Source organism: Sphingopyxis sp. SCN 67-31 (genome assembly GCF_001725095.1).
Genome location: NZ_MEFH01000016.1, coordinates 1 through 16,166 on the forward strand (window position 1 = coordinate 1; position 16,166 = coordinate 16,166).

13 protein-coding genes and 1 pseudogene are annotated in these 16,166 nt (G+C 67.6%); 7 read left to right on the forward strand and 7 right to left on the reverse strand.

Going from position 1 to position 16,166, the window contains the following annotated elements:
• Positions 1-80 precede the first annotated feature (80 nt).
• Positions 81-853: pseudogene (locus ABS88_RS02400) on the forward strand (IS5 family transposase).
• 13 nt (positions 854-866) lie between these two features.
• Here the strand turns inward: ABS88_RS02400 and ABS88_RS02405 are convergent.
• The gene (locus tag ABS88_RS02405; RefSeq protein ID WP_286748968.1) at positions 867-1,637 is read right to left on the reverse strand and encodes an alpha/beta hydrolase; all 771 of its coding nucleotides are present in this window, start codon (positions 1,635-1,637) and stop codon (positions 867-869) included.
• A 100-nt stretch (positions 1,638-1,737) separates the two neighbouring features.
• Here ABS88_RS02405 and ABS88_RS02410 point away from each other — a divergent pair, with 100 nt between their 5' ends.
• Together ABS88_RS02410 and ABS88_RS02415 are read left to right on the forward strand one after the other, a co-directional pair.
• The gene (locus ABS88_RS02410) at positions 1,738-2,817 is read left to right on the forward strand and encodes a FecCD family ABC transporter permease (RefSeq protein WP_076075865.1); all 1,080 of its coding nucleotides are present in this window, start codon (positions 1,738-1,740) and stop codon (positions 2,815-2,817) included.
• Complete coding sequence (locus ABS88_RS02415) at positions 2,814-3,593, forward strand: ABC transporter ATP-binding protein (RefSeq protein WP_076075862.1); 780 nt, start codon at positions 2,814-2,816, stop codon at positions 3,591-3,593. The genes ABS88_RS02410 and ABS88_RS02415 overlap by 4 nt, the downstream gene beginning before the upstream one ends.
• 55 nt (positions 3,594-3,648) lie before the next feature.
• Here ABS88_RS02415 and ABS88_RS02420 read toward each other — a convergent pair whose 3' ends face one another.
• The 3 genes from ABS88_RS02420 to ABS88_RS02430 are packed head-to-tail and all read right to left on the reverse strand — an operon-like array spanning position 3,649 to position 8,100.
• Positions 3,649-4,710: a YncE family protein gene (locus ABS88_RS02420; protein ID WP_076075859.1), complete on the reverse strand. Its 1,062-nt coding sequence runs from the start codon at positions 4,708-4,710 to the stop codon at positions 3,649-3,651.
• A 1-nt stretch (position 4,711) separates the two neighbouring features.
• On the reverse strand, positions 4,712-5,878 hold the full coding sequence (locus ABS88_RS02425; RefSeq protein ID WP_076077941.1) for an ABC transporter substrate-binding protein: 1,167 nt from the start codon (positions 5,876-5,878) through the stop codon (positions 4,712-4,714).
• A gap of 17 nt (positions 5,879-5,895) precedes the next feature.
• A complete protein-coding gene (locus tag ABS88_RS02430) occupies positions 5,896-8,100 on the reverse strand; it encodes a TonB-dependent siderophore receptor (protein ID WP_286748971.1) in 2,205 nt (734 codons plus the stop codon).
• Between the two features lie 469 nt (positions 8,101-8,569).
• On the opposite strand from ABS88_RS02430, the gene ABS88_RS02435 reads away from it, so the two are divergent.
• From ABS88_RS02435 to alaS, 3 genes are all read left to right on the forward strand, one after another.
• The gene (locus tag ABS88_RS02435) at positions 8,570-9,196 is read left to right on the forward strand and encodes a glutathione S-transferase family protein (protein WP_076075854.1); all 627 of its coding nucleotides are present in this window, start codon (positions 8,570-8,572) and stop codon (positions 9,194-9,196) included.
• The gene (locus tag ABS88_RS02440) at positions 9,186-9,785 is read left to right on the forward strand and encodes a hypothetical protein (RefSeq protein WP_076075851.1); all 600 of its coding nucleotides are present in this window, start codon (positions 9,186-9,188) and stop codon (positions 9,783-9,785) included. The genes ABS88_RS02435 and ABS88_RS02440 overlap by 11 nt, the downstream gene beginning before the upstream one ends.
• A gap of 96 nt (positions 9,786-9,881) precedes the next feature.
• Positions 9,882-12,539, forward strand: a complete 2,658-nt coding sequence (alaS, locus tag ABS88_RS02445) for an alanine--tRNA ligase (RefSeq protein WP_104959507.1) — start codon at positions 9,882-9,884, stop codon at positions 12,537-12,539.
• A gap of 58 nt (positions 12,540-12,597) precedes the next feature.
• Here alaS and ABS88_RS02450 read toward each other — a convergent pair whose 3' ends face one another.
• Together ABS88_RS02450 and ABS88_RS02455 are read right to left on the reverse strand one after the other, a co-directional pair.
• On the reverse strand, positions 12,598-13,011 hold the full coding sequence (locus ABS88_RS02450; RefSeq protein WP_067105766.1) for a holin family protein: 414 nt from the start codon (positions 13,009-13,011) through the stop codon (positions 12,598-12,600).
• 57 nt (positions 13,012-13,068) lie between these two features.
• Entirely contained in the window at positions 13,069-13,638 is a 570-nt protein-coding gene (locus tag ABS88_RS02455) for a glycoside hydrolase family 108 protein (protein WP_076075844.1), read from the reverse strand.
• Positions 13,639-13,708: 70 nt separating this feature from the next.
• On the opposite strand from ABS88_RS02455, the gene ABS88_RS02460 reads away from it, so the two are divergent.
• Complete coding sequence (locus ABS88_RS02460) at positions 13,709-14,686, forward strand: NADPH:quinone oxidoreductase family protein (protein WP_076075841.1); 978 nt, start codon at positions 13,709-13,711, stop codon at positions 14,684-14,686.
• A gap of 12 nt (positions 14,687-14,698) precedes the next feature.
• Here the strand turns inward: ABS88_RS02460 and ABS88_RS02465 are convergent, their stop codons facing one another.
• Positions 14,699-16,156, reverse strand: coding sequence for a helicase HerA domain-containing protein (locus ABS88_RS02465; protein WP_076075838.1), 1,458 nt, complete (start codon positions 16,154-16,156; stop codon positions 14,699-14,701).
• Between the last annotated feature and the right edge of the window lie 10 nt (positions 16,157-16,166).

Below are 16,166 nucleotides of genomic sequence, written 5' to 3' on the forward strand. Positions count from 1 at the left end.
CCTAGGTTTCGTTTACATTCAGGATTTCCATTGGCGCAGGATTGTGATTCAAGCTGCTGGCTGTTTGGAGGTCGGCATGGATGGATCGACAGGAAGTAAGCGACGCGCTTTGGGAGCGGATTGAACCTCATTTGCCGGGCAAGGCAGGCGATCCTGGCCGGACGGGCCGAGACAATCGGCTGTTTGTCGAGGCGGTCTTGTGGCTGGCGCGGTCGGGAGCGCATTGGCGCGTTCTGCCGAAGGAGTTCGGGCGCTGGCACACGGTGTATCAGCGGTTCAACCGCTGGTGCCGCAATGGGGTCTGGGAACGGCTTTTTGCGGCGCTGAGCGATGATGCCGACTTCGAGTACATCCTCGTCGACAGCACCATCGTGCGGGCGCATCAGCATAGTGCCGGTGCCCCAAAAAAAGCGATCGATCCGAAGATCGGTTTGAAGCTCACGCGCTGGGCCGATCAAAAGGCGGCCTGAGCACCAAAATCCATGCTGCTACCGACGCTTTGGGTAACCCGATCCGCTTCCTCCTGACAGGCGGAGAGCGCAACGACATCACCCAGATCGAAGGCCTGCTCGACGGATTGCAGGCCAGACATGTTCTCGCGGACAAGGGATATGACGGGCAGCGCGCCATGGACGCCATCGCCGCCAGCGGCGCAAAACCAGTCGTCCCGCGGCGCCGAACAACCGCGCAATGGCGCAGCTTCGACTCCCATCTCTACAAAGAACGTAATCTCATCGAACGCTTCTTCAACAAGATCAAACACTTCCGACGCATCGCAACCCGATACGACAAGCTCGCCAGAAACTACGCTGGCTTCCTCAATCTCGTCGCAGCCATCAAATGTGCCGCGTGAATGTAAACGTCGCCTAGATGGCGGCGGATATGATCGACGCATGATCTTCTTCGGCAAGCATCCGGTACTGGATGTTCGCGGGGCCGAGACGGTCCGCGAGTAGCGCCGCCATGTCGCGGGCGCGCGCCACCATCTGCCGCTCGGCCCGCCGGTTGCGGACCGCATCGCTGTCCTGCCGCGCGGCCTGCCAGGGCGGCAGTTCCTCCTCCCACTCGCCGACGCAGAGCAGGACGCGCTGGCCGCCGAGCGGTGCGTTCCGCAAGGCGTCGCGCAGGCCTTCGGGGTCCCACCAGATCGACGGGCTGATCGCGGCGATCGCGGCGAACAGATGCGGGCGATGCGCCAGCATCCACAGCGCATGATAGCCGCCGAGCGAATGGCCGAAGAGGGTCAGGCGTCGCGGATCGAGCCGCGCGTGTGCCGCGACGGCGGCGAACACATCGGCCTCGACGAAACGCGCGAAATCCGACGCCCCGCCGCGCGCGCCGAAATCGCGTTCGCGATGACGGTCCTGCGGGTCGCGGTCGGGCGACGACAGGCCGATCAGGATCATCGGTCCGGTTCCCGTTGCGTCGGGACGGCGACTCATCCGCCGCAAGGCTTCCACCGCGGTCGCGAAGCAGCCTTCGCCGTCGAGCATCAGCATCGCGGGCCAGCCCCCGACGGGTGCTTCGCCCGCCGGGACGTGGAGGTCGACGCGATAGGCCGCATCCCCGCGCGGCAGGCTCAGCGACAGGCATTCGGCGATGCGTGGATCGGTGGCGGGGGTGGCGGAAGCGGTCATGGTCCGATTAGGGCTGGAATTGCGAGCGGTTTTCAATAAGGCGGATGGCATCGATGCGCCGTTCGATCAACCCATGCCAATCCAAGGGAAACAAAATGTCATGATCCGGTTAGCCGGACCCTCTCCGACGATGAAAGCCATGCTGGTCGATTATCGGCGCACGGTGCGGCGGCGCGTGATGGTCATCGCGCTGATCGCGGCAATCGCGGTGGCGGCTTTCGTCGCCGATCTGGTGACCGGCCCGTCGGGGATGGGGGCGCGCGACGTGCTGTACGGCATCGCCTATCCCGACCGGATCACGCCGGGACAGCGGGCGATCATCTGGGACGTGCGATTGCCTTATGCTATGATGGCGGTGATGGTCGGCGCATCGCTGTCGCTCGCGGGCGCCGAAATGCAGACGATCCTCGACAATCCGATGGCGAGTCCCTTTACGCTCGGCGTGTCGTCGGCCGCTTCCTTCGGTGCGTCGCTGGCGATCGTGCTGGGGATCGGTCTGCCGTTCGCGGGAAGCTGGGCGGCCGACTGGATGGTGTCGCTCAACGCCTTTCTCTTCGCTTTCCTCGCGATGCTGCTGCTTCAGGCGGTCGCGCGGCAGCGCGCGGCGGGCGCACAGACGCTCGTCCTGCTCGGCATCGCGCTCGTCTTCGCCTTCAACGCGCTGACCTCGCTCGTGCAGTTCCTCTCGTCGCAGGAAGCGTTGCAGCAGCTCGTCTTCTGGACGATGGGGTCGCTGTCGCGTGCGACGTGGAGCAATGTCAGCGTGCTCGCGCTCGTCCTGCTCGCCGTCGCGCCCTTTTCGCTGGCATCGGCCAGGGCGCTCACCGCGCTCCGGCTCGGCGAGGACCGGGCGCAGAGTTTCGGGGTCGACGTCGGGCGGCTGCGTTTCCTGTCGCTCTTTCGCATCAGCCTGCTGGCCGCGACCGCGGTGGCCTTCGTCGGCGCGATCGGGTTCATCGGTCTCGTCGGCCCGCATATCGCGCGCATGCTGCTGGGTGAGGATCATCGCTATCTGCTGCCGGCCAGCCTGTTCACCGGTGCCGCGATCATGTCGGTCGCGTCGGCGCTGTCGAAGCTGCTGGTGCCGGGGGTGCTGATGCCGGTCGGCATCGTGACCGCGATGATCGGCGTCCCGATCTTCCTGTTCCTGATCTTTCGCAGCGGAAGGCAGGGGGCATGAGCGCCGGCATCCAGGTCACCGACCTGTCGGCGGGATATCGCGACCGCGCGGTGATCGAGCATCTGTCGCTGCCGCCGATCGCGCGCGGCGAAACGGTCGCGCTGCTGGGCCCCAATGCGGCGGGGAAGAGCACGCTGCTTCGTGCGCTCGCCGGCCTGACGCCCGCGCGCGGCTCGATCCGGCTCGACGGGGACGAACTCAACGGCCTGCCGCTCGCCGACCGTGCGAAAGCGGTGACTTACATGCCGCAGACGCTGCCGCAGGGAATCGCGCTCACCGTGCTCGAAACGGTGATCGGCGCGCTCGAAGCGTCGCCCACCGGGCAGGGCCATGGTGGCGATGCGGCGGAGCGCGCGATGGCCGTGCTCGGGCGGGTCGGGATCGAAGCGCTGGCGATGCGCGGAATCGATCAGCTGTCGGGCGGGCAGCGGCAACTCGCGGCGCTCGCGCAGGCGCTCGTGCGCGCACCGCGCCTGCTGCTGCTCGATGAACCGACGAGTGCGCTCGACCTCAATCACCAGGTGCGCGTGCTCGATCTGGTGCGTTCGCTGGCGCGCGAGCAGGACATGATCGCCGTGCTCGTGCTTCACGACCTGCAGGCGGCGGCGCGGATCGCCGACCGCGTCGTGGTGTTGTCCGAAGGGCAGGTGGCCGCCGCGGGGCCGCCCGAAGAAGCGATCACGCCCGCGGTGCTGGCCGACGTCTGGCGAGTGCGGGCGCGCATCGATCATTGCGAGCGCGGGTCGCTGCGCATGGTGATCGACGATATATTGTAAGGAAGCCGCCCGTTCCGCTTGGGATCGGGCGGCTTTCGATTCTTTCCGCGGCCGGTCAGGGGCGGATCAGCGTGACCGTGTCGCCCTTCGGATCGTCGACCGGCGGCGTCCCCGGTGCGGCGTCGCGCGGCAGGCCGCGCGCCTTGTTCGTCACATAGACGCTGTTGTCGGCGCGATTGATCGCGATCGTCTGCGGGAAGGTACCCGTTTCCAGATCGGCGAGCTTCTCATAGGTTTTCGCATCGACGACGCTAACCGTCCCGGCGCGGCGGTTCGCGACATAGATCTGGTCCACGGCGCCGTTGTAGGCGACGCTGAGCGCGCCTTCCCCGGTGGGGACCGCCTTGATCAGCGAGCCGTCCCTTGCGTTGATCACGCCGAGCACGCCGTTGCCCTGGTTGGCGACGAACAGGCGCTGTGCCGTGCCGTCATAGGCAACGTTGATGGCATTCTCGCCGCCGCTCGGCCAGCGGGCCTTCACCGCGCCGCTGTCGCTGTCGAGGACGATCACGTCGTTGCTGCTCATGCCGGTCGAGAAGATCCGCTTTTTCGCCGGATCGAGCGCCAGTCCGGTGAGCGAAATGCCCGGCACCGCGATGACGCGGTCGAGCGTGTTGCTCTTGCCGTCGATCACCCAGATGGCGCTGGGCGTGTCGCTGCCGCGCATCGCGCCGACGACGGTGACATAGACCTTGTTCGCGCCCTCATCGACGGCGACCTGACGGACGTGGGCCTTTTCGCCGACCTTGACGGTTCCGACGACCTTGCCCGTTGCGAGGTCGACTGCCGATACCGATCCGTTGCGCGTATCGGTGCCGTAAAGGGTCTGCGTGGTCTGGTTGATCGCGAGGCCGTAGAGCGGGCTGGTCGAGACGTCGATCGACCCCTTCGGCTGCAGAGTCTTGCCGTCGAGGCGGACGATCGCGCCCTTGTCTTCGCCGCGCGGGCCGACCGCTGCGATATAGATGTCGTTGTCGGCGCCGTTCTGCACGATCTCGTAGAGCCCGCCCGGAGCGACCTTGACCGAGCGGTCGACCGCCGGCTCCGCCCATGCGGCCGTTGCACCAGCTAGCGTGACGAGAGCCACCGACAGTTTGAAGGCATTGCGCATAACCATGTCATTCTCCTGTTGAAGCGGGGGAGGGCTGGAGATCGGTCCAGTAGCTTCCGGTGTAGGGGACCGCGAGAAACCGCCTGTTGATTGTGTCGAGCGTCGCCTGCGGATCGAGATCGCCGAACAGGTCGGGATGTATCCACCTGGCGAGCGCCTCGGTCGCGACGATGTCGATGGGCGAATTGATCATCTGGTGCGACAGGCCGTGGACGCGTCCGGCGCGCACCGCCGACAGGCTGGCGATCCCGCGGCGTTCGGTCACCTTCCGCAGCGACGCGCGCGACCGCGCCTCGTCATATTGCGGGCCGACGACGAAGCCGCCGGCCTTTTCCAGATGCGGGCCGCCGGTGGCGATGTAGACGTCCGGATTGCGGTCGATGACATATTCGAGGTTGAGCTTGCCGAACGGCGCCTTGATCACATCCTCGCCGATATTCCTGCCGCCGACGAAGCTGATATAGTCGCCGACGTTGCCCTTGCCGGGCGAATTGCAGCAATCGGGGCCGTTGCCGGCATGCGCCTCCAGAAACACCGTCGGGCGCTTGTCGGCGGGGATGGCGGCGACGCGCTTGCTGATGACGTCGAGCTTGTCCTGACGGAATTTGTTGTAGGCCGCCGCCTGCTCCTCGCGACCGATCAGGCGCCCGAGCAGGGTCAGGCTGCGCGCCTGGTTTTCGAAGGGGTGCGAGAAAAAGTCGATGAAGACGACATCGACGCCGGCGCCGGTCAGTTGCGCGACCTGCGCGTCGGTCGGGCCGGAACCCAGCGAGACGACCGCCGCTTTCGGCGCCGCGGCGAGCACCGCCTCGACGCTGAACTCGTCGGACGAGTTGGGCGTCCTGGGCAGCGTGGCGAGCTTCGGAAAGCGCGCGACATAGGCTTTATACTGTTCGGGGCTGATCCGGTTGACGTCGCCCGACCACCCCGACAGCAGGCTGACCGGATCGGGATGGATCAGCGACAGCGCGATCAGGTAGCGGCCGTCGTCGATCGTCAGCGGCGTCGCAGGCAGCGTCAGGTCGAGCGGGCGGTCGCGCAGGTCGGTGAGCGGGGCATCCGCGCCCGCCTTGCGCCTGTCGTCGGCCTTGCCGCAGCCGGCAAGCACCAGCGGCAGGGCGCCGAGCAGCGTCAGCGCCGCGCGCCGCGACGGGATCGATCGTTCGATTTGCATCCGATGAATCTCCATCGTCACCAGCGATATTGCAGGCGCGCGGTCGCGGTGCGGCCCTGGCCGTAATAGCAGGCCTGCGTCGCGGTGCAGGTCGCGACATAGCGCTTGTCGGCGAGGTTGCGGACGTTGACCGCGAGCGACAGGCCCGAATCGGGTACGTCGTAGCGGAGGAACGCGTCGAAGAGCGTGTAGGAAGGGATCGCGAAGAGCGGGTCGTTGCTGACGAGCCCCCAGCTGTCCCCGGTGTAGCGCACGCCGCCGCCGAAACCGAAGCCGTCGAGCGGTCCGGCCTTGATGCGATAATCGGCAAAGAGCGATGCCTGCCAGTCGGGAATCTGCGGCAGGGCATTGCCGATCTGCGCCGCCGCGCCTTCGGTCACCTTCGCCTTGATCCGCGTCGCCGTGGCGATCAGCGTGAGCGCGTCGGTCGGCGTCGCGCGGCCTTCGAATTCGAGCCCGCGATAGCGTCCTTCGCCAAGCTGGACCTGACAGGGCGTCAGGGTCGGGCCGCAGCGGGTCCCCGCCGGATCGGCCGTCAGCAGGTTCTGCTGCGTGATCTGGAAAGCCGAAAGCGTCAGATAGATGTTCTGCCCGGGCGGCTGATAGCGCAGGCCGAACTCATATTGCTGCCCCGTCGTCGGCACGAAAGGGCGGCCGGTGGCATTGGTCACCGGATCGTTCTGCAGCGGCAGGAAGGATTCCGAATAGCTGGCGTAGGGGGCGAGACCGAAATCGAAGAGGTAGACGCCGCCGATGTTCCAGGTGAAGGCCTCCGCCTTCAGGCGAAAACCCGTGTTGTTCAAGCTGTTCGACAGATTGTCGGTCGCCCAGTCGTTGCGTGCACCGATCGAAAGGCGCAGATTGCCGACCGAAAGCTGGTCCTGCAGATAGAGGCCGGTCTGTTTCGACACGGCGCCGCCATAGATCTGCGGACTCAGCGCCGTGGCATAGCCCGAGGCACCGCGCGGAACGGGGTCGAAAATGTCGAGGAGCGGCAGCACCAGCGCCGGCGCGACGCCATCGCGGTCGTGCGACCAGTCGGTGTGGAAATAATCGACGCCGCCCAGCACGACATGTTCGATCGCGCCGGTCGCGAAGCGCGCCTCGATCTGCGTATCGGTCGCCCAGCCTTCGGATTCGCCGCGCCCCTGCACCGCGCGCCGCTGAATCGTCTGGCCGGGAATGCAGCCGGGGATGTTGGCGGGACAGGCGGTCAGCGTGTCGCCGCCCATCACCACCGCGCGATAGAAGCTGTCGATCTTCGTATAGCGCGTGTTGTTGCGGATCGCGAAGCCGTCGCCGAAGCGATGCTCGAAGAAGGAGGCGACCAGATACTGGTCGCGGTCGAAATCGTTCCAGCCGGGCTCGCCGAGATTGGCGTCGAGCGGGATATACTTGCCGTTCGACGCGTTGAGCGTGCCGCGCATCGGCAGGAACTGGAAGGTCGAAGCGCCCTCGTCGCGCTGATACTGGCCGAGCAGCGTCCATGTCGTGTCGGCGCCGAGGCGGAAGGTCACGCTCGGCGCGATGTAATAGCGCGAGTTCGGCATGTCCTTCGCGCGCGTTTCGCCATGCGAGGCGAGGCCGACGAACCGCACCGCGACATTGTCCGACAACGGTGCGCCGACATCGGCGCCCGCCAGCAGGCGCGCACGGTCGAGGTCTCCGAAGGCCTGGCCCTGGAACAGCACCTCGCCATGCGCGCGGAAGGTCGGCTTCTTGGTAACGAGGTTGACGATCCCGCCGGGCGCGGTCTGGCCGTACAGGACGCTCGACGGACCCTTCAGCACATCGACCTGTTGCAACCCGAACGGGTCGAAGGCGGGGCGCGTCCACTGTCCCCCCGCGGGAAGGCGCAGACCGTCGACGAAATTGTTGTTGCTGCCGAAGCCGCCGGCGCCGAAGCCGCGGACCGTGATCTCGTCGACCCGGTTGTCGTTGCCCTGCGGCTGCGCCTGCACCCCCGCGACATAGGAAAGCGCGTCGGACACCGTATCGACCGCGCGAATATCCATCTCGGCGCGATTGACGACGGTGATCGTCTGCGGATTTTCGATCAGCGGCGTGTCGGTCTTGGTGCTGGCCGACGCGGTGCTCTGGCCGGTGGCGATCACGACGATCTCGTTCGACATGGCGTCGCTGCCGTCGCCGGCATTCGTCTGGGCGGCGAGCGCAGAGGGGACGAGCGCGGCAATGGTCAGGCCGGTAAGGCGGGCACGCATAATGGGCTCCTGTGAATGCCGCTCCCATCGGCGGCTTCCTGTCCGCTAATAGGAATTAGTCGCATTAGCAACACTCCTTTGTGTCAAATCATGTCGGATGAGCGATGCCACTTGCGGGCTGGTCGGGCGAAACGGGGCTGGGAGCGGCCGAAAGGTTCGTTCGCGCGCGCGGCTTCGAAAGCCGATGAGCGTAACCTTCGATCTTTCGCCGCTTTGCCGATCTCGATCCCTCGCAGGTTTTCCCATCGCAGACCCGACATTGCTTCCATCCGAGCCCGATTGCGTTCTATGGTCGGTTGGGATTTGGCGTTCGGCGCGCTGCCTCATCCGTTCGTCATGCTGAACTTGTTTCAGCATCCATGGCCGGACCCCTCCTTTTGCGCCGCCTTTCAGGTGAGGGGCAGACCATGGACCCTGAAACAAGTTCAGGGTGACGAAAGGGACAAACCGTGCCGCGAAAGGAGAATCGATGAGCCTGATCGTCCACCACCTCAACAACAGCCGTTCGCAGCGCATCCTCTGGCTGCTCGAGGAAATCGGCGCGCCATATGACATCCGCTTCTATGACCGCGACCCGGCGACCAACCTCGCGCCGCCCGAACTGCTGGCGGTCCATCCGCTCGGCAAGTCGCCGGTGATCGAGGACGACGGCCGCGTGATCACCGAGTCGGGGGCGATCGTCGAATATCTGTGCGAGCGGCACGGCGGCGGGCATCTGGTTCCCGCGCACGGCACCGACGATCATGTCCGCCATCTCGAATGGCTGCATTTCGCCGAGGGATCGGCGATGACGCCGATCCTGCTGCGCATCTACACCGCGCGGCTCGGCGAGGCGGCGGCGGTCCTCGAACCGCGGATCGTGCAGCAGCTCGATGCGCATTTCGCCTATATGGAAAGCCGTCTCGGCACGAACGGCCATTTCATCGGCGACAGCCTGTCGGCCGCCGACATCATGCTGAGCTTTCCCGCCGAGATCGCGATCATGCAGGGCATGGCGCCGCGCTACCCGAAGCTGGCGGCGTTCGTGAACGCCTGCCACGACCGTCCGGCGTGGCGCCGCGCGCGCGACAAGGGCGGCGCCTATTATGGCTATTGATACTGCTCCCGTCCGGCGCATCGCATTGGCGATCGGCGCGGCGCTGTTCGCGGCCGGCCCCGCGATGGCGGCGCCGCCGCAGCTCGGCCCGGAGGTCGAGCGCGATGTCGTCGCGCCCGAAGGCGTCGCCTTCGCGCCCGCCGCGGCCGACGAGGAAGGGGCGATCGACCGCTTCGCCGCCTATGTCGCGGCGCTGGCGAAGCGCGATTACGATGCGGCCTATGCGATGCTGCGCCTGTCGCTGCAGGCGTCGAGCCCGCGGCTCGAATGGGAGATGAACCTGCGCAAGCGCGGCACATTGTGGGCCGACGGGAGGCTGCGCATCCTGCGGCTGAGCTGGTATCTCGACCCCGCAGGGCAGCCGCCCGGCGTCTATGCCGCGTTCGATTTCCGGGGCGACCGGGCGGATGGAACGATGGACTGCGGCTATGTCGTCGTCCATCGCGCCGCGCCGGGCGCCGGCTTCACCATCGTGCGCACCGATACCTCCGAAGTGCCGCCCGAACTGATCGAGGAGGGCGTGCCCAAGGCCGACGTGCTGCACCAGCTTCCCTGCTATCTGGGCAAGGGGATCGCGACGGCTTTCTGATGCGGAGGCGCCTGCCGCTGAACGGATGGAAGGCCGATAATCGTGCGGACCACTAATCACCTTGTCGCACCGCGCCAAAATCCCTAATTCGCGCGCATGACATCGACCAACGACATCCGCCGCTCCTTCCTCGACTATTTCGCGGGCGAAGGGCACCATATCGAACCGTCGGCGCCGCTGGTGCCGTTCAACGACCCGACGCTGATGTTCGTCAACGCGGGGATGGTGCCGTTCAAGAATGTCTTCACGGGGCTGGAGAAGAAGCCCTACAGCACCGCGGCTTCGTCGCAGAAGTGCGTCCGCGCGGGCGGCAAGCACAACGACCTCGACAATGTCGGCTATACCGCGCGCCATCACACTTTCTTCGAGATGCTGGGGAATTTCTCGTTCGGCGACTATTTCAAGGAACAGGCGATCCACCATGCCTGGACCCTCGTCCACAAGACGTGGGGCCTGCCCGCCGACAAGCTGACCGCCACCGTCTACCACACCGACGACGAGGCGTTCGACCTGTGGCGCAAGATTTCGGGGCTGCCCGAGGAACGGATCATCCGCATCCCGACCAGCGACAATTTCTGGTCGATGGGCGATACCGGTCCGTGCGGGCCGTGCAGCGAAATCTTCTATGATCATGGCGATCATATCTGGGGCGGCCCGCCGGGATCGGCCGAAGAGGACGGCGACCGTTTCATCGAGATCTGGAACCTGGTGTTCATGCAATATGAGCAGCTGCCCGGCGGCGAGCGCGTCGACCTGCCGCGGCCCAGCATCGACACCGGCATGGGACTGGAACGTCTTGCGGCGGTGCTGCAGGGCGTCCACGACAATTACGACATCGACACCTTCCGGGCGCTGATCGCCGCGTCGGTCGACCTGACCGGCGTTCCGGCCGAGGGCGCGACGCAGGCCAGCCACCGCGTGATCGCCGATCACCTGCGCGCGTCGAGTTTCCTGATCGCCGACGGCGTGCTGCCGTCGAACGAGGGGCGCGGCTACGTGCTGCGGCGTATCATGCGCCGCGCGATGCGCCACGCGCACCTGCTCGGCGCGCGGGACCCGCTGATGCACCGGCTGCTGCCGGCGCTGACCACCGAGATGGGCGCCGCCTATCCCGAGCTGATCCGCGCGCAGGCGCTGATCTCCGAAACGCTCGAGCGCGAGGAGATCAAGTTCCGCCAGACGCTCGACAAGGGGCTGCGGCTGCTCGACGAGGCGACGGTGGGAATGGCCAAGGGCGCGACGCTGCCCGGCGACGTCGCCTTCAAGCTCTATGACACCTACGGCTTTCCCTACGACCTGACCGAGGATGCGCTGCGCGCAGAGGGCATCGCGGTCGACCGCGCGGGTTTCGACGCCGCGATGGCGCAGCAGAAGGCAGCGGCGCGCGCGGCGTGGAAGGGCAGCGGCGAAAAGGCGTCGGACGAAATCTGGTTCGACCTCGCCGAAGCGAACGGCGGCACTGAATTCACCGGCTACACCTCGACCGAGGGCGAGGGCGAGGTGATCGCGCTCGTTCGCGACGGCGTTCCGGTCGAAGAGGCGAAGGCGGGCGACACCGTCGTCGTGCTCACCAACCAGACGCCCTTCTATGGCGAAAGCGGCGGCCAGATGGGCGACGCCGGAACGATCGACACGCTGGGCGGCGCGAAGGCGACGGTGCGCGACACGAGCAAGCCGCTCGGCCGGCTGCACGCGCATCAGGCGACGCTCGAGGCGGGCAGTCTCAAGGTCGGCGACACGGTGCGGCTGAGCGTCGATGCCGCGCGCCGCGACCGCATCCGCGCCAATCACAGCGCGACGCACCTGCTGCACGCGGCGCTCCGCAACCGGCTGGGCGCGCACGTCACGCAGAAGGGCAGCCTCGTCGCCGAGGACCGCTTCCGCTTCGACTTCTCGCACCCCAAGGCGCTGACCGCCGAGGAGATCGCCGACGTCGAGGCGCAGGTGAATGCGCATATCCGCGCCAACGAGCCGGTGTCGACGCGCCTGATGACCCCCGACGATGCGATCGCGGCGGGTGCGATGGCGCTGTTCGGCGAAAAATATGGCGACGAGGTGCGCGTGCTCAGCATGGGCAAGGCCGACGACCGCAGCTATTCGGTCGAACTGTGCGGCGGCACCCACGTCCGCGCGCTCGGCGACATCGCCCTGTTCAAGATCGTCAGCGAAAGCGCGGTGTCCTCCGGCGTGCGGCGCATCGAGGCGCTGACCGGCGAAGCGGCGCGCCAGTGGCTGATCGGGCGCGACGAGGCGCTGAAGGCGGCGGCGGCGGCGCTCAAGACCGCGCCCGACGAAGTGCCCGCGCGCGCCGCGGCGATGGCCGAGGCGCTCCGGAAGGCGGAGCGCGAACTGGCTGAGGCGAAGAAGGCGCTCGCGCTCGGCGGTAGCGGGGGCGGCGGCGCGGCAAGCGGCGGCCCGGCGGTCGACGAGGTCGGCGGCACGAAGTTCCTGGCACAGGTCGTCGATGGGCTCGACCCCAAGGGGCTGCGCGGCGCGGTCGATGACATGAAGAAGCAGGTCGGCAGCGGCGTCGCGATGCTCGTCGCGGTCAACGACGGACGCGCCTCGGTCGCGGTCGGCGTGACCGACGATCAGGCGGGCAGCCGTAGCGCGGTCGACCTCGTCAAGGCGGCGGTGGCGGCGCTCGGCGGGCAGGGCGGCGGCGGCCGTCCCGACATGGCGCAGGGCGGCGGCCCCGACGGCGCCGCGGCCGAAGCCGCGGTCGCGGCGGTCAAGGCCGCGCTGGCGGGGTAGTCATGCGCCTGATCTCCCCTCCCGCAGGCGGGAGAGGAGGCAGCCTACCCGCAGGCGATCAGCCTTCGATCCCCTTGGCTTTGCCCCATGCCCTTGCGGCGGTGTAGCCGAGGTAGCCCGTGCCGAAGAGCGCGTAGAGCGATTCGGGGATGCCGGCGAGATAGGCGTTCATGCCGTCGGCGATGCCTTGGGCCATCTCCGGCCGTGCTGCGGCGATCAGCCCCATCGGGATCGCCCACAGCAGCAGCGCATACATGACGTAGAGGAAGCTGGGCCGCGCGCGGCTGGTCCACGGGTCGGCGCTGTTGGCCTCGGCGATGATCGCGCTCATCCGGGTGCGGATCGTTTCCAGTTCCTGGCTGCCTTCGAGTTTCAGCAGTTCGAGCTTGGCGCGGTCGCGCGCCTCCGGATCGGGAATGATCTTGTCGATCAGGCCCGCGACGGGACCGATCAGCCCTTCGAAGATGCTCATGTCGATTGTTCCTTTCCGTAAGAGAATCCGTGCAACTTCACTGTGAATCGCATCGGGTCAGTTCTGCCCGATGCGGTTGGCGAGCCAGCCGTAGAGAAAGGCTTCCTGGCTCGGGCGGCGTTCGGCGAGCGCGATGTAGCGTTCGCCCTGCAGCGCCTCCATCGCGCGGAGCAGGATGGTCTCGCCGCCCTTGCCGCGCGCGGCGAGAAAGCCGTCGAGCGCCGACAGGGTGCGCGGGCCGATCAGCCGGTCGACCGCGATATCGGGATAGTCGCGCGCGCCGCGGTTGAGCGCGTTGAGCGCGCGCTGGAGAAAGCCCGTCGCGGTCGCGGTGCCCATGTTGACGCCGGTGTCGAACAGTTCGGCCGCGATCCGCGGTGCACGCAGCGCGACCCGGTCGAAACGCGGTTGCAGCCAATAGCGGCGGCGATAGATCGCGGCGGCCACCGTGCGCGGCAGCGCGCGCATGTCCCCGGCATAGCCCTCGGCGCGCGCGACCGCTTCGGTGATTCCCCAGCAGGTCGGGCCGCCGCGGTCGGCCGGGTGGTTTACATATCGGCCCTCGCGGTCGATGACGGCATCGATCAGGGTGTCGGCATCGCAGGTCGATGGATCGGCATTCGGCATGTTTCACTCCTGTGGTTTTTAGAAGTCATAAAACGAACCATATAGGGATAATATAGGAAAGGCTTTTTTGATGCGTGCGTTGCAGGTTCGCGAACTGCTGCCCGATCATGCCGGCGTCGCGCTTGCCGACCTGCCGGTGCCGCAGCCGGGACCGGGCGAGGTGCGAGTGCGGGTGCGCGCGGCGGCGGTCAATTTCCCCGACCTGCTGATGACGCGCGGCGCCTATCAGCTCAAACCCGACCTGCCCTTCGTTCCGGGGCTCGAATTCGCGGGCGAGGTCGATGCCGTCGGCGAGGGGGTGACGGCTTGGCACAAGGGCGACGCGGTGGTCGGCGGCAACCGCTTTGGCGCGATGGCCGAACATATCGTCACCCCGGCCGCCGCGCTGCGGCCGAAGCCCGACCGGCTGGGATGGGAGGCCGCCGCCGCCTGTCCGGTCGCCTATCTGACCGCCTATGTCGCGCTCGTTCGCTGCGCGCGCGTCGAGCCCGGCGACTGGGTGCTGGTGCACGGTGCTGCGGGCGGTGTCGGGCTGGCGACGGTCGACCTTGCGAAGGCGCTCGGCGCGCGCGTGATCGCGGCGGCGAGCAGCGAAGCCAAGCGCGCGGCAATCGCGCGCCTCTACGCCCCCGATGCGCTGATCGCCGCCGATCCGGGGTTCCGCGACACGGTGAAGGCACTGACCGGCGGGGCCGGCGCCGATGTAATCTTCGACCCGGTGGGCGGCGACGTGTTCGACGAATCGACGCGCTGCATCGCCTTTGGCGGGCGCCTGTTGGTGGTCGGTTTCGCGTCGGGCCGCATTCCCGCGGTTTCGGCGAACATCCCGCTGATCAAGGGGTTTTCGGTCGTCGGCGTGCGCGCTGGCGAATATGGCCGACGCTTTCCCGCGCGAGGGGTCGAGAATATCGCGGCGGTCGACCGGCTGGCGGCCGAGGGGACGATCCGCCCGCACGTCCACGCCGCCCTCGACCTTGCCGACTGGCGCGAGGCTTTCGCGATGCTCGAACGGCGCGAGGTGATCGGAAAGGTCGTGCTGCGGCCGTGAAGGGACGGCGGGTCAGGCCGCTTCGGTCGCCAGCCCGAGTTCGGGAATGTGGACCGAGCGCTGGCCGCCGAAGCTCGACCGCACCACGATGACGCCCTGTTTCTCCATATAGTCGAGCAGCCGCCGCACGCGCCCCTGCGACCGCGTCCCATAGGCGCGGCCGAGCGCTTCCTCGTCGGGGCAGGGCGCCCCGTCCATCGCCGCGCGGGCGATGAGCAGGAAGGGCGCGAGCATGTCGTCGGGCAGCCGCGCCGCCGCGCCGAGCAGGTCGCGCCAGTGCGGATCGGCCGGGTCGAGGATGCCGCCCTTCGCCAGCGCGAAGCGACGGCGGAACTCGGCTAGGTCGAACGGCGCGGCGCGCAGGCGCTGCATCCGGCAACGCACCGAGAAATCCTGATAGAGGATCGTCTCCGGCTGATAGGCGCTTTCGGCATCGCCGAGCATGTCGCGCAGCACCGCCTCGACCACCGCGCCGGCATCGATGCTGTCGGCGGCCGCGGGCGCCGATATGTCGTCCGCGGCGGACGCGTCGGCTTCGTGATGGGCGATGCGCTCGATCACCTCGGCCGCGGCGACCGGGACGGGACGCAGGGGCGCCGGCGGGGGCGCCGCGCTCTCCATCTCGGCGAACAGCATCGTGCGCATGTCCTGCGGCTCGGCGTCGGGCAGCGGCAGCAGGCTATGAGTTCCCGCGCGGCTGCGCGTCTCGGTTGCGCCGATGCGGATCGCGACCGGGCGCCGCGCGATCGCGGGACCGAGGCCCAGGAAATGCCCGCGTTCGAGGTCGCGGATCGCCTCCGCCTGCCGCCGCTCCATGCCGAGCAGGTCGGCGGCGCGCGCCATGTCGATGTCGAGGAACGTGCGCCCCATCAGGAAGTTGCTTGCCTCCGCCGCGACATTCTTGGCGAGCTTGGCGAGGCGCTGGGTCGCGATGGCGCCGGCCAGGCCGCGCTTGCGGCCGCGGCACATCAGGTTGGTCATCGCCGACAGGCTGGCGCGGCGCACCGCGTCGGACACGTCGCCCGACGCGCTCGGCGCGAACATCTGCGCCTCGTCGACGACGACGAGCGCGGGAAACCAATGCTCGCGCGGCGCGTCGAACAACGCGTTCAGAAAGGCGGCGGCGCAGCCCATCTGCGCCTCGATATCGAGCGCTTCGAGGTTGAGGACGACCGAGGCGCGATGCTCGCGGATGCGTGCGCCCATCGTCGCGATCTCGCGCTCGTTATAGTCGCCGGCGTCGATCGCGACATGGCTGTAGGCGTCGGCGAGGGTGACGAAATCGCCCTCCGGATCGATCACCACCTGCTGGACGAGGCCCGCGCTCTGTTCGAGCAGGCGGCGCAGCAGGTGCGACTTGCCCGACCCCGAATTGCCCTGGACGAGCAGGCGCGTGGCGAGCAGTTCCTGCACCTCGATGCGCACACCCTGACCGCGCTCGTCGATTCCGATTTCGATGCTGTTGTTCACCCCGCTGCCC

Coding starts and splice junctions, on each gene's coding strand:
- ABS88_RS02405 (WP_286748968.1), bottom strand. CDS start 1,637: ATGACCGCTTCCGCCACCCCCGCCACCGATCCACGCATCGCCGAATGC.
- ABS88_RS02410 (WP_076075865.1), top strand. CDS start 1,738: ATGATCCGGTTAGCCGGACCCTCTCCGACGATGAAAGCCATGCTGGTC.
- ABS88_RS02415 (WP_076075862.1), top strand. CDS start 2,814: ATGAGCGCCGGCATCCAGGTCACCGACCTGTCGGCGGGATATCGCGAC.
- ABS88_RS02420 (WP_076075859.1), bottom strand. CDS start 4,710: ATGGTTATGCGCAATGCCTTCAAACTGTCGGTGGCTCTCGTCACGCTA.
- ABS88_RS02425 (WP_076077941.1), bottom strand. CDS start 5,878: ATGCAAATCGAACGATCGATCCCGTCGCGGCGCGCGGCGCTGACGCTG.
- ABS88_RS02430 (WP_286748971.1), bottom strand. CDS start 8,100: ATGCGTGCCCGCCTTACCGGCCTGACCATTGCCGCGCTCGTCCCCTCT.
- ABS88_RS02435 (WP_076075854.1), top strand. CDS start 8,570: ATGAGCCTGATCGTCCACCACCTCAACAACAGCCGTTCGCAGCGCATC.
- ABS88_RS02440 (WP_076075851.1), top strand. CDS start 9,186: ATGGCTATTGATACTGCTCCCGTCCGGCGCATCGCATTGGCGATCGGC.
- alaS (WP_104959507.1), top strand. CDS start 9,882: ATGACATCGACCAACGACATCCGCCGCTCCTTCCTCGACTATTTCGCG.
- ABS88_RS02450 (WP_067105766.1), bottom strand. CDS start 13,011: ATGAGCATCTTCGAAGGGCTGATCGGTCCCGTCGCGGGCCTGATCGAC.
- ABS88_RS02455 (WP_076075844.1), bottom strand. CDS start 13,638: ATGCCGAATGCCGATCCATCGACCTGCGATGCCGACACCCTGATCGAT.
- ABS88_RS02460 (WP_076075841.1), top strand. CDS start 13,709: ATGCGTGCGTTGCAGGTTCGCGAACTGCTGCCCGATCATGCCGGCGTC.